Here is a 13,180-nt window from a genome sequence, read left to right as displayed (position 1 = left end):
GAGGTGAACCCTCGCTTATTAGACGAGGGACTTTTTGGACGGTTTTAAGTTATTTGTACTTTTTATATTAATTGCCTTAACGGCTTTTTTTGTTGCCGCAGAGTTTTCGATCATCCGTGTCAGGGGGACAAGGATCAGCCAGCTAGTGGAGGAAGGAAATAGAAAAGCCATGGCGGCCCACAAGGTAACGACCCATTTGGACGAGTATTTATCAACGTGTCAATTAGGAATTACGATCACGGCACTTGGAATCGGGTGGCTTGGTGAACCGACGGTAGCGCATATCTTTAAGGCATTGTTTGCTGAGTGGAACCTATCATCTGCAATAGCTGCCCCGGTCTCTGTGATCATTGCCTTTAGTTTGATTACTTTTCTCAATGTCGTGGTAGGTGAATTAGCGCCGAAATCTTTTGCGATTCAAAAAAGTGAACAGATTACCCTGCTTATTGCCTCCCCGCTGATTTGGTTTAACCGCCTGACCTATCCAATTGTTTGGTCGATGAATCATTCAGCTCGTTTTATTACGGGGTTATTCGGCTTTAAAACAGTCTCAGAAAATGAATTGTCCCGCTCAGAGGAAGAGCTGCGGATCATCCTGTCGGAAAGTTATGAAAGCGGAGAAATTAATCAGTCGGAATATAAGTATGTGACGAATATTTTCGACTTTGATGAGCGGGTAGCGAAGGAGATCATGGTACCGCGTACCGAAATGGTGACTCTTTCGATAAATGACAGCAAAGATAAAATTCTCAGCATCATGAATCAGGAAAAATATACCCGTTATCCCGTTGTGGAGGATGGTGACAAAGATAATATTATCGGAATTGTTCATATGAAGGATGTATTAACGGCATGGGTAGACAATCCGGATGCCCCGTTATCCAATTTTGTTAAACCGGCCATCTCCGTCATTGAAACGATCCCGATACATGATTTGCTGCTGCTCCTGCAAAAAGAGCGCAGCTATGTCGCGATTCTGCTTGATGAATACGGCGGTACTGCCGGAATGGTCACGATGGAGGATATGGTCGAAGAAATTGTCGGTGAAATTCGTGACGAGTTTGATGCCGATGAAATCCCGGAAATAAGAAAAAAGGGTGAAGACCACTATATTCTTGATGCGAAGCTTTTGATCTCGGAAGTGAATGATCTGCTCGGTATCCATTTGGACGAAGATGACGTCGATACGATTGGCGGCTGGTTTTTAAATCAATCATATGAAGTAAAACTAGGCGACTCCATTGAAGCAGAAGGTTATCTCTTTACGATAACTGAAATAGATGAGCATCATATTATTTTTATCGAAGTGAAAAAAAGCAGCCCGAAAGAAGCGGAACCAGAAGAGGTTAAAATTTAACCAGTGACCCTTTTAAAAAAAGTAATTTATTTTTCTGCGGCAGAAAAGCCTGGTTGTATCTATATCTTATCCAATTTATAATAGAAATGCAGGATGCTGGTTCTCTTCTGTGAAAACCAGCATTCCTTCTATCTGTAATAGGTAGAAAATTTTATCGCGCTGATTCTTTGTGAATCGGGCCAAAGAGGGTGTCATAATTGGTATTAAAGTATTTATCCGCTTTAGTATTACCATGTCTGATAGTTATATTGTTTGCGAGAGTCACGTATAACCGGGTGTTAGCGCTTGTCTTAACCGTGGCTTTAATTGCAGCCTCTGTATATAAAGGATATACAGATTCACTTACTTTGATTATTATCGACGCCTTTTCCTTAACCGTTGGTTTTTGGTATGCGGAAAGAATCAAAAAAAAGGCAAAACTGCATCCGTAGCGGTTGTCTCTTTTGTTAGGAGACAGGGCTGCCGGCACACATCCATTATCATTCAGAACCTAGACAACTGGCATCCATTAGCAGCCAGTTGCTCACGATAATAGAAACGGAAACCTTTCCACATTGGAACAGGTTTTTTTGTTTTATTTTTGATGGAATGTTTGTTCGTGTTTAGTTGTTTATATTTGCTTTTTTTGTGGTAGAATGGGTATAACTGAATCAATAGGAAACGGGATTGATCTGCGATGGGGAATGGACAGCAGATTCAGATAAAGCAGCAAAAATGGATGGGGGGACAATGATTGAAAGACCAATTTGAATTAGTTTCAAAGTATACACCGCAGGGGGATCAGCCTGAAGCGATCAAGAAGATCGTTGCCGGCATTCATGCGGGGAAACGTCATCAAACCTTACTGGGAGCAACAGGGACGGGAAAAACCTTTACGATTTCTAACGTCATCAAAGAAGTGAATAAACCGACACTGATTATGGCTCATAACAAAACACTTGCAGGACAGCTGTACAGTGAATTTAAAGAGTTTTTTCCAAATAATGCAGTAGAGTATTTTGTCAGCTATTATGATTATTTTCAACCGGAGGCTTACGTCCCTTCTACTGATACCTTTATTGAAAAGGATGCCAGCATCAATGATGAAATCGATAAACTGCGCCACTCGGCAACATCCTCATTATTTGAACGGAAGGATGTTATTATCATTGCCAGTGTTTCCTGCATTTACGGTTTAGGATCGCCGGAAGAATACCGTGAGATGGTTCTGTCTTTAAGAACCGGGATGGAAATTGAACGGAATCAACTATTACGCCGGTTGGTTGATATTCAGTATGAGCGGAATGATATCAACTTTATCCGTGGTACCTTCCGGGTCCGCGGCGATGTCGTTGAGATCTTTCCTGCTTCAAAGGATGAGCATTGCATCAGGGTGGAATTTTTCGGAGATGAAATTGACCGCATTCGCGAAGTCGATGCCTTAACAGGGGAAATTATCGGTGAACGTGAGCATGTGGCGATTTTCCCGGCCTCCCACTTCGTTACCCGTGATGAAAAGATGCAGATTGCGATCCAAAACATTGAAAAGGAATTGGAAGAACGTCTCGCTGAATTGCGCGCGGACGATAAACTGCTTGAGGCACAGCGGCTTGAGCAGAGGACACGCTATGACTTAGAAATGATGCGGGAAATGGGCTTTTGCTCAGGGATTGAAAACTATTCCCGTCATCTGACATTGCGTCCTCCGGGTTCTACTCCTTATACACTTCTTGATTATTTTCCGGAAGATTTCTTAATTGTTATTGACGAGTCCCATGTCACTTTGCCGCAAATCCGCGGGATGTTTAATGGGGATAGGGCAAGAAAGCAGGTGCTGGTGGATCATGGCTTCCGCCTGCCGTCTGCACTCGATAACCGTCCGTTAACTTTTGACGAATTTGATCGGCATGTGAAGCAAATTGTTTATGTTTCTGCTACACCCGGTCCGTATGAGCAGGAGCATTCTCCGGAAATGGTGGAGCAGATTATCCGCCCGACAGGACTCCTGGACCCAATTATCACCGTCAGACCAATAGAAGGACAGATTGATGATTTAATTTCTGAGATTCAAGAGCGAACGGCAAAAAATGAGCGTGTTCTAGTGACGACGCTGACGAAGAAGATGTCTGAGGATTTAACGGATTATTTAAAGGAAATCGGCATCAAGGTGAACTACCTGCATTCCGAGGTTAAAACATTGGAGCGGATTGAAATCATCCGTGAACTCCGTCTTGGAGTCTATGATGTATTAGTCGGAATCAACCTTCTTAGGGAAGGTTTGGATATTCCCGAGGTTTCACTGGTGGCTATTCTTGACGCAGATAAGGAAGGCTTCCTGCGTTCAGAGCGTTCCCTCATTCAAACGATTGGGCGCGCCGCTCGTAATGCGAACGGACAGGTCATTATGTACGGGGATAAAATAACGAATTCAATGGAAATTGCTATAAATGAAACAAAAAGACGCCGTGCGATTCAGGAAGAATATAACCGCAAACACGGCGTCACACCGCAAACGATTCAAAAGGAAATTCGTGAAGCGATTCGTGCCACCCATGCGGCGGAGGAACAAGAAGAATATAAACCATCTTCCCAATACAAGAAGATGTCCAAGAAGGAAAAAGATGAATTCATTATGAATATGGAAAAAGAGATGAAAGAAGCAGCAAAAGCCCTCAATTTCGAACGTGCGGCAGAGCTTCGTGATCTAATTTTAGAGCTGAAATCGGAGGGGTAACCATTCATGGCGTTAGATAAACTAATTGTAAAAGGTGCCAGAGTTCATAATTTAAAAAATGTTGATGTCACGATTCCAAGAGATAAATTGGTTGTATTGACGGGGCTTTCCGGTTCGGGAAAGTCCTCCCTTGCGTTCGATACCATTTACGCGGAAGGGCAGCGGAGATATGTTGAATCATTGTCATCCTATGCCCGCCAGTTTCTTGGGCAGATGGATAAGCCGGATGTGGATTCAATTGAAGGTCTTTCGCCGGCGATTTCGATTGACCAGAAAACCACAAGCCGCAATCCGCGTTCAACCGTTGGAACGGTTACGGAAATCTATGATTATTTTCGTCTCCTTTTTGCCAGAGTGGGCCACCCGACGTGCCCAACCCACGGAATCGAAATTTCCGCACAGACCATTGAACAAATGGTAGATCGTATTGCTGCTTATCCGGAAAGAACGAAAATTCAGGTGCTCGCCCCGGTAATTTCGGGAAGAAAGGGAGCGCATGTGAAAGTCCTCGAGGATATTAAAAAACAGGGCTATGTCCGTGTCCGTATCGACGGGCAAATGTATGATTTAGGCGAAGATATTGAACTGGAAAAAAATAAAAAGCATTCGATAGAGGTTATCATAGACCGGATTGTGGTGAAAGAAGGGGTTGCCGCCCGCCTGTCTGATTCCCTTGAAGCAGCCTTAAAGCTGGGAGAGGGCAATGTGATCGTCGATGTGATGGGCGAGGAGGAGTTATTGTTCAGTGAAAACCATGCCTGCCCAATCTGCGGCTTTTCTATTCCGCTTCTAGAGCCGCGTTTTTTTTCTTTTAATAATCCTTTCGGGGCTTGCCCGGAATGTGACGGACTTGGGATGAAGAAAAAGGTTGACGTTGATCTCGTTATCCCAAATAAAGATTTATCCTTGAAAGAGCATGCCATTGCCCCATGGGAACCAACGAGTTCGCAATATTATCCGCAGCTGCTGGAATGTGTTTGTAACCATTACGGCATTGATATGAGCATTCCGGTGAAGGATATTCCGGAAGAGCAGCTGAATAAAATTCTCTATGGCTCAGATGGTGAGAAAATCCACTTCCACTATGAAAATGATTTTGGGCAAATCCGCGATAATGACATTGAATTTGAAGGGATTCTCAAGAATGTAAACCGCCGTTATCACGACACAAGCTCCGACTGGATCCGTGAGCAGATGGAAAAATACATGGCTGAGCGCCCATGCCAGGCTTGTAAAGGTCAACGGCTGAAAAAGGAAATCCTTGCTGTTTTAATTGCAGGAAAAAATATCGCAGATATTACGGAGCTCTCGGTTGTAGAGGCGCTGGACTTTTTCAATTCCCTGGAATTATCGGAAAAGGAAAGGAAAATTGGTCATTTGATTTTTCGTGAAATTAAGGAGCGCCTTGGTTTCCTCAAAAATGTCGGTCTTGATTATTTAACATTAAGCCGCGCTGCCGGAACCCTCTCAGGGGGAGAAGCACAGCGGATCCGGCTGGCAACGCAGATTGGTTCCCGTCTAACCGGCGTTCTCTATATTTTAGATGAACCATCGATCGGATTGCATCAGCGCGACAATGACCGCCTGATCGGTTCCTTGCAGGAAATGCGCGATATCGGGAATACCTTAATTGTCGTAGAGCACGATGAGGATACAATGCGGGCGGCTGATTATTTAATTGATGTCGGTCCTGGTGCCGGTGTTCACGGCGGCCGGATTATTTCCGCCGGAACACCGGAGGAAGTGATGGCTGACCCGAATTCATTGACAGGACAGTATTTATCAGGGAAAAAGTTTATCCCGTTACCGATCGAAAGACGCAAACCGGACGGACGGTTTATTGATATAAAAGGAGCGGCGGAAAACAATCTGAAAAATGTCAATGTCAAATTCCCACTCGGATTGTTTATTGCGGTTACGGGGGTATCCGGCTCAGGGAAAAGCAGCTTAATCAACGAAATCCTTCATAAATCATTGGCACAGCAGCTGCATCGGGCACGAACGCTGCCGGGGAAATATCGTTCGATTAAAGGAGTCGAACATTTAGAGAAGGTAATCGATATCGATCAATCGCCGATTGGCCGTTCTCCTCGATCGAATCCGGCTACTTATATAGGCGTGTTTGATGATATCCGCGATGTCTACGCTGTAACGAATGAAGCAAAAGTGCGCGGCTATAAGAAAGGGCGCTTTAGCTTTAATGTCAAAGGCGGGAGATGTGAGGCGTGCCGCGGTGATGGGATCATCAAGATCGAAATGCACTTTTTGCCTGATGTCTATGTTCCTTGCGAGGTGTGCCATGGCAAACGCTATAACCGGGAAACACTTGAAGTGAAATACAAAGGGAAAAATATTGCAGAAGTTTTAGAAATGACGGTTGAAGATGCATTGCAGTTCTTTGAAAACATTCCAAAAATCAAGCGCAAACTGCAAACGATTTATGATGTCGGACTGGGTTACGTTAAGCTGGGGCAGCCGGCTACAACGCTGTCAGGCGGAGAGGCGCAGCGGGTGAAGCTCGCTTCGGAACTGCACCGCCGGACAAATGGGAAAACCCTCTATATTTTAGATGAGCCGACAACCGGACTGCATGTGGATGATATTGCCAGACTGCTTCAAGTGCTGCAGCGCCTGGTCGACAATGGCGACACCGTACTCGTCATTGAGCATAATCTTGATGTCATTAAAACAGCTGATTATATTATTGACCTTGGACCTGAGGGCGGCGATAAAGGCGGTACGATTGTTGCATCCGGAACCCCTGAAGAGGTTGCTGAAACGGATGGCTCTTATACAGGAATATATTTAAAGCCGATGTTAGCCCGTGACAGGAGCCGGATGGAGGCAGAGTATGCTGTAACAGGGGATTAAACATTCATGGCAAGGATTTATTTGGATGAGGAGGGTTATTTTTGAAACCTTCTCATCCTTTCATTCGTATAATCGCTATAGGCAATTTCTCTAATTAAAGGAGGAATCAATAATGAATGAACAGCGTAAGCGGATTTTAAAAATGGTCGAAGAAGGAAAACTGACTGTTGATGAGGCACTGGTTTTATTAGCTGAACTGGATAAATCAACCGTTTCAATGGAAGCTAAGCAGGATAACTTAATTAAGGAATTATCGACCTTTGTCCAATTTGATGAAAAGCAAAAGGAAGGACAAAAGGATACTGGCTGGCAGGGGAAAAACCATTCAACGAAAGATAAATTTTTTGATTTCGTTGATATGGCTGTGAAAAAACTAAAGGATTTCGATCTCGATCTTAATTTCGGAAAGCATATTGAAATCTCGCATATCTTCCAGCAAACCGATGCCTTTATTAAAAAAATGGATATCGATGTAGCAAACGGAAATATTACGGTCATTCCATGGGATCAAAAGGATGTCCGTGTGGAGTGTCAGGTGCGCGTATACCGTGTAGATAACCAGGAGCAGGCAAGGATGAACTTTTTAAAGGATGTTATGTTTGCCATCGAAGGCGATTGTCTCCGTTTTTCAACCGGTCAGAAGTGGATGAAACTCAATGCAGTCCTTTATATTCCGCAAACCGATTATGAAAAAATTAAAATCAGAATGTTTAACGGCAATATTGACAGCAGACAATTAGATGTAAAGAAATTCAGAGTGAAAACCGCTAATGGAAAGATTCTCATGGATGAAATCAAGAGCTCCATCATCGAGGCAGAAACGGCTAACGGTGCGATTAGCTTCAATAATTGTGTGGCGGCTGACATGGAGGCTGAAACGATTAACGGTGCGATTACAATCAATGGAGATTTCCGTAAGGTAGAACTGCAGTCGTTTAACGGAGATGTGGAGTGTAAAGTATTTGGCAATCGATGTGAATGGATTGATGCCAAAACCACAACAGGCGGCATTTTGCTGGCCGTTCCGGAAGGCGCTGCGGTGAATGGTGAATTGAAGTCTAATCTAGGAAACTTTAAGGTAGATGTGGAAGGGATTCAAATCGTAGAAGAAAAAAGCGAGCTGATCCAGAAAAACCTAACCTTCAAATCCGTGAAGGATGCTCCAAACAAAATTCATCTATTTGCCGATTCCAAAACGGGGGTCATTAAGATTAGCAAATCATAAATAGAGATAAAATATTCATAATAACGTATGCCCTGTCGTGGATGAGCATATAGTGGGGAATATAAGCTTTATGTTGTAGAGGTGTTGAAATATGAAATGGCTGCTGGGGATTTTAATTAATGCAGTATTGTTTATGGCTCTTGCCGGTTTCTTCAAAGATTCAATCTATATTGAAAGTATTTATGCAGCACTGGGGGCCAGTGTCGTATTGTCGTTATTAAATATTCTAGTTAGGCCGATCTTGATTATTTTGACACTACCGGTAACGGTTTTAACATTGGGCTTATTTTTACTAGTTATTAATGCCGTCACGCTGCTGCTTACCGACAGTATAATGGGAAGTTCCTTCGAGCTGAACAGCTTCGGTACCGCTTTTTTAACAGCGATCATCATGTCGTTCGTCAATCTAATTATTCAAAATCAATTTAAATCGAAGGAGCAGAAGTAATGCTGCTGCGTTTCGAAGCAGGACTAATGGGAAATGGCTTTGTTTCCCCATTAGTCCTTTTTGCGTCGTGCCGTCTCCTTAAGTGACCGGCTCAGTTAAAGTTCAGTGTTGATAATAGCCTTATGTGTATGGCGTGAACGACTTTTCCTTGGCACAAGGAACTTTAGTGAACCCATGCACATAAGGCGGTTTATGAATCAACAACAAGATTTAACAAAGCTAAGCGGAAATAGGTGATTCCATTTGGTTCTCATACAAAAAGTGATAAAATAGTGTTTACTGAATGCCTGCATAAGGATTACACTGTAAAGTATGATTGGGGGCAATACGCTGCGGGCAGTGATAAATATAGAAATGCTTATTGCGAAAGGAGAACTCTTTTGGTTAAAGTACGCACAAAAGACGTGATTGAGAAGTTTAAGCTTGAGCTGATCAGCGGGGAAGAGGGGATTAACCGCCCGATTACAACAAGTGATATATCAAGACCGGGGCTGGAGCTTGCCGGCTATTTTGATTACTATCCGGCTGACCGGATTCAATTAGTGGGCATGACGGAACTGACATTTGCTGAAAAGCTGACTGCAGGCGAACGCGGCTTGCGGATGGAGAATCTATGTACCGATGTCACTCCGGGCATTATCATTACGAGAGATCTTCCCGTGCCGATGGAATTGATTGAAGCAGCGGAGCGTGAATCAGTGCCGCTTTTGCGGACAAAGCAGAAGACCACTCGTTTTTCAGGTCTATTAACGAATTTTTTAGAAAGCAAACTAGCACCGACAACAGCCATTCATGGTGTTTTGGTTGATGTCTATGGTGTCGGTGTCTTAATCATGGGACAAAGCGGCGTCGGTAAAAGTGAAACGGCCCTGGAATTGGTGAAGCGCGGACACCGCCTTGTTGCGGATGACTGCGTAGAAATCCGTCAGGAGGACGAAAATACGCTCGTCGGAACTTCGCCGGAATTAATTGAACATCTCCTGGAAATCCGCGGCTTAGGAATCATTAATGTCATGACCTTATTCGGTGCCGGTGCGGTTTTAAGCAATAAAAAGATATCCCTTGTCATCAATTTGGAGATTTGGGATCAGACGAAGCAATATGACCGATTGGGACTTGATGAGGAGAAAATGAAAATCATTGATACTGACTTGACCAGACTGACCATTCCGGTACGGCCAGGAAGAAACCTTGCCGTCATTCTCGAGGTGGCGGCGATGAACTTCCGTTTGAAACGGATGGGAGTCAATGCGGCGGAGATTTTTACTAACAAGCTGTCAGAGTCAATCGAAGACGGTGGTCAGCAAGACGATTTCTTATACTAATCACTTCCTGGATGAAGAGTACTAAATAATTTGGAGGGGAAAAGATGGAAAAGGCAATACAGCCATTGGATCCGGTAGCGGTCTCGCTCGGCCCTATTGATGTACATTGGTATGGGGTGATAATCGGGGCAGGGATTATTCTTGCCCTGATGATTGCCATGCGTGAATCAACCCGGCGCGGTCTCGATAAAGATTTGTTTGCTGACTTAATGCTGTGGGCGATTCCGATTGCAATCATATCGGCACGTATATATTATGTGATTTTTGAATGGGATTATTATGCCCAAAACACTGGGGAAATCATGGCAATTTGGCACGGGGGCATTGCGATTCACGGTGCTTTGATTGGCTCGGTGCTGACGGCCTATTTTTTTACGAAAAAAAGAAACATTTCCTTTTGGAAGCTTGCTGATATCGCGGCGCCAAGTATCATTTTAGGACAAGCGATTGGCAGATGGGGAAACTTTATGAATCAGGAGGCACACGGCGGAGAGGTGACTCGTACCTTTCTCGAAAACCTGCACCTGCCTGAGTTTATCATTAATCAAATGTATATCGAGGGGGTTTATTATCACCCTACATTTTTATATGAATCGGTTTGGGATTTACTTGGTTTTCTCGTTTTAATTCTGCTGCGCAGGGTGAATCTCGGGAGGGGCGAAATGTTCCTTACCTATGTGATTTGGTATTCAGCCGGACGCTTTTTCATCGAAGGCTTGCGTACCGACAGCTTAATGATTGGAGATCTGCGGATGGCACAGCTGATTTCAGCGGCATTGATTGCCTTCGGTATCATCGCGATGATCTACCGGCGCGTAAAGGGCTATGCGAATATCCGTTATTTAGATAAGAACAGCTAAAGTGCAATAAATCCAGACAGAAAGAAGACAGAGCAGCAAGAAAAGGGAGATAGTGGAAATGACTGGAACTTTAAAAAGAGGGTTTTTGACCGGATTACAGGTGACCTGGACTTTTGGAAAGATCATCTTTCCGATCACTTTAATCGTCACGATGCTGCAGTATACTCCGTTTTTTCCATGGCTGATGGAAGTGATTTCCCCGTTTATGAATGTACTTGGCTTATCAGGGGATGCGGCGATACCGCTTGTCATCGGGAATTTTCTTAATTTATACGGGGCCATCGGAGCGATATTATCCCTTGATTTAACCGTAAAGGAAGCTTTTATTATCGCTGTTATGCTTTCTTTTTCACACAGCATGCTGATTGAATCCGGTGTTGTCTTAAAGGTCGGCGTCAAGCTGTGGATTGTGCTCCTCAACCGCATTGGGCTCGCGATTCTCTCAGCGGTTCTCATTAATCTGCTGTGGCAGGGCGGCTCAGAGCCGGCACATTTCGGTTTCGCCTCAACAGCTGCAACAGCAGTTCCACAAGGCTGGGGAGAAATCAGCCTGCTTGGTTTGCAGCATGCCTTTATGGGAGTGGTGCAGCTGGCGGTGATTGTTATTCCGCTTATGCTGGGGATTCAATTTTTAAAAGAAAAGGGCTGGATCGATTTATTTGCCGGATGGATGGAGCCGGTTACGCGGTTTTTAGGTGTTAGTAAAAATACGGCGACTACACTTGCTGCAGGTCTGACATTCGGTCTGGCATATGGTGCAGGGGTCATGATCCAAGCGGCAAAAGAAGAAGGTGTAACGAAAAAGGATTTAACGATTGCCTTTATTTTTCTCAGTACATGCCACGCGGTGATCGAGGATACCCTTGTCTTTACCCTGCTTGGCATACCGGTGTATTATCTTCTCTTCATCCGTTTGACCGTAGCCATTATCTTAACCGTGACAGTGGCAGTCCTTTGGAAGCGGTCCGAATTGGCAAAAGGAAAGGAATTGACGTATGAATCATAATATTACAACGCTGTTGTTTGATTTAGATGGAACATTGATCGATACAAATGAATTAATTATCCAATCCTTCTTACATGCATTGGATAAATATTATCCGAATCAGTATAAACGAGAAGATGTTATCCATTTTATGGGACCTCCGCTTGAAGAAACCTTTTCGAAGGTGGACGCCGAACGAATGGAACTGCTGCGGCAAACCTACCTTGATTTTAATAAAACACAGCACGACCATTATGTGAAAGAGTTTACCGGCGTTTATGATGCTATTGAAAAGCTGCACAAAGCTGGCTATAAAATGGGTATTGTCACAACAAAACGAAATGTAATTGTACAAATGGGGCTCCGTTTGACGGGGTTGACTCCGTTTTTCGAAACCGTTGTAACCTTTGATGACGTAACAAAAGTGAAGCCAGACCCGGAAGGTGTAAATAAAGCATTGACTTTTTTCGGAGTTTCACCGGATGAAGCGATTATGGTTGGGGATAACTATCATGATATTGAAGCGGGGAAAAACGCTGGTACGAAAACGGCCGGTGTTGCATGGTCATTGAAAGGAAAGGAATTTTTACAGCGCTGGGAGCCGGATTATATGTTAGACACAATGGATGATTTACTCCGCATTCTTGGTGTGAGTCAAGGATGAGAAATACCGAGCGCTATCCGGTTGAAGGGGCTAATTCCTTATGGCATGTCTATAAAACCGTACCGTTTTGGAAGGTGGTAAAAAATTTTATCGTCATTCAAATGGCACGCTATACTCCATTTCTTGGCATGAAAAATTGGCTTTACCGCACATTTTTGCGGATGAAGGTCGGGGAGGAGACGTCCTTTGCCTTAATGGTGATGCTCGATATCATGTTTCCGGAAAAAATCAGCGTCGGCCGGAACACGGTCATTGGCTACAATACCACAATCCTGGCCCATGAATATTTAATAAAAGAATACCGGCTTGGTGAAGTAAAGATTGGCAGTGAAGTGATGATTGGCGCCAATTCTACCATTCTTCCCGGAGTGACCATTGGCGACGGCGCCATTGTCTCTGCCGGAACGCTGGTCCATAAAGATGTACCTGCAGGTGCCTTCGTCGGCGGAAATCCCATGCAGGTGATTAAAAAAGGGTGAAACATGTACACCCGCACCAGGTGACAGATCCCTTGAGGATTCCTGTCGCCTTTTTTATTTATACTGTTATGTAAATCGATGTGGCTTTTGAGAATTTGTTGATTGGAGTGGAAGGCACGAAGACTCCCGCGGGAGAAGCGAGACAGACGAGACCCCGCAGACACGAAGTGTCGAGGAGGCTCGTCGGTCGCCCGCAGGAAAGCGAAGTGCCTGGAACGGAAATCAACACCCCTATTTATCGGAGCCGTTGTTT

Annotated in this window: 11 protein-coding genes; all 11 read left to right on the top strand. The window is 44.2% G+C overall.

The features are described 5' to 3' along the window. Positions 1-34: 34 nt before the first annotated feature. The gene (locus HNR53_RS08435) at positions 35-1,357 is read left to right on the top strand and encodes a hemolysin family protein (RefSeq protein WP_184524832.1); all 1,323 of its coding nucleotides are present in this window, start codon (positions 35-37) and stop codon (positions 1,355-1,357) included. Positions 1,358-1,554: 197 nt separating this feature from the next. Beyond that, positions 1,555-1,788, top strand: a complete 234-nt coding sequence (locus tag HNR53_RS08430) for a CsbA family protein (protein WP_184524829.1) — start codon at positions 1,555-1,557, stop codon at positions 1,786-1,788. Between the two features lie 302 nt (positions 1,789-2,090). Continuing rightward, positions 2,091-4,070, top strand: coding sequence for an excinuclease ABC subunit UvrB (gene uvrB / locus HNR53_RS08425; protein WP_184524827.1), 1,980 nt, complete (start codon positions 2,091-2,093; stop codon positions 4,068-4,070). A gap of 6 nt (positions 4,071-4,076) precedes the next feature. Then, positions 4,077-6,941, top strand: a complete 2,865-nt coding sequence (gene uvrA, locus HNR53_RS08420) for an excinuclease ABC subunit UvrA (protein ID WP_184524825.1) — start codon at positions 4,077-4,079, stop codon at positions 6,939-6,941. Between the two features lie 112 nt (positions 6,942-7,053). Continuing rightward, the gene (locus tag HNR53_RS08415; protein WP_184524823.1) at positions 7,054-8,166 is read left to right on the top strand and encodes a DUF4097 family beta strand repeat-containing protein; all 1,113 of its coding nucleotides are present in this window, start codon (positions 7,054-7,056) and stop codon (positions 8,164-8,166) included. A 91-nt stretch (positions 8,167-8,257) separates the two neighbouring features. Continuing rightward, the gene (locus HNR53_RS08410; protein ID WP_184524821.1) at positions 8,258-8,614 is read left to right on the top strand and encodes a phage holin family protein; all 357 of its coding nucleotides are present in this window, start codon (positions 8,258-8,260) and stop codon (positions 8,612-8,614) included. A gap of 380 nt (positions 8,615-8,994) precedes the next feature. Next, entirely contained in the window at positions 8,995-9,939 is a 945-nt protein-coding gene (gene hprK, locus HNR53_RS08405) for an HPr(Ser) kinase/phosphatase (RefSeq protein WP_184524819.1), read from the top strand. Positions 9,940-9,983: 44 nt separating this feature from the next. Then, positions 9,984-10,799, top strand: coding sequence for a prolipoprotein diacylglyceryl transferase (gene lgt / locus HNR53_RS08400; RefSeq protein ID WP_184524817.1), 816 nt, complete (start codon positions 9,984-9,986; stop codon positions 10,797-10,799). Positions 10,800-10,857: 58 nt separating this feature from the next. Next, on the top strand, positions 10,858-11,805 hold the full coding sequence (locus tag HNR53_RS08395; RefSeq protein ID WP_184524815.1) for a nucleoside recognition domain-containing protein: 948 nt from the start codon (positions 10,858-10,860) through the stop codon (positions 11,803-11,805). After that, the gene (gene ppaX, locus HNR53_RS08390) at positions 11,795-12,448 is read left to right on the top strand and encodes a pyrophosphatase PpaX (RefSeq protein WP_184524813.1); all 654 of its coding nucleotides are present in this window, start codon (positions 11,795-11,797) and stop codon (positions 12,446-12,448) included. The genes HNR53_RS08395 and ppaX overlap by 11 nt, the downstream gene beginning before the upstream one ends. After that, the gene (locus HNR53_RS08385; protein WP_184524812.1) at positions 12,445-12,927 is read left to right on the top strand and encodes an acyltransferase; all 483 of its coding nucleotides are present in this window, start codon (positions 12,445-12,447) and stop codon (positions 12,925-12,927) included. Before ppaX ends, HNR53_RS08385 begins: the two co-directional genes overlap by 4 nt. The last annotated feature ends 253 nt before the right edge of the window (positions 12,928-13,180 follow it).

Origin of the sequence: Bacillus benzoevorans (assembly GCF_014207535.1) — a bacterium.
Classification (GTDB): domain Bacteria; phylum Bacillota; class Bacilli; order Bacillales; family Cytobacillaceae; genus Bacillus_BD; species Bacillus_BD benzoevorans.
Note: the sequence above shows the minus strand (reverse complement) of the source record. Positions and strands in the feature narration are given on the sequence as shown.

What these genes read in the sequence shown, in the direction of transcription:
- uvrA (WP_184524825.1), top strand. Translation starts at nt 4,077, where the DNA reads ATGGCGTTAGATAAACTAATTGTAAAAGGTGCCAGAGTTCATAATTTA.
- HNR53_RS08415 (WP_184524823.1), top strand. Translation starts at nt 7,054, where the DNA reads ATGAATGAACAGCGTAAGCGGATTTTAAAAATGGTCGAAGAAGGAAAA.
- HNR53_RS08410 (WP_184524821.1), top strand. Translation starts at nt 8,258, where the DNA reads ATGAAATGGCTGCTGGGGATTTTAATTAATGCAGTATTGTTTATGGCT.
- lgt (WP_184524817.1), top strand. Translation starts at nt 9,984, where the DNA reads ATGGAAAAGGCAATACAGCCATTGGATCCGGTAGCGGTCTCGCTCGGC.
- HNR53_RS08395 (WP_184524815.1), top strand. Translation starts at nt 10,858, where the DNA reads ATGACTGGAACTTTAAAAAGAGGGTTTTTGACCGGATTACAGGTGACC.
- ppaX (WP_184524813.1), top strand. Translation starts at nt 11,795, where the DNA reads ATGAATCATAATATTACAACGCTGTTGTTTGATTTAGATGGAACATTG.
- HNR53_RS08385 (WP_184524812.1), top strand. Translation starts at nt 12,445, where the DNA reads ATGAGAAATACCGAGCGCTATCCGGTTGAAGGGGCTAATTCCTTATGG.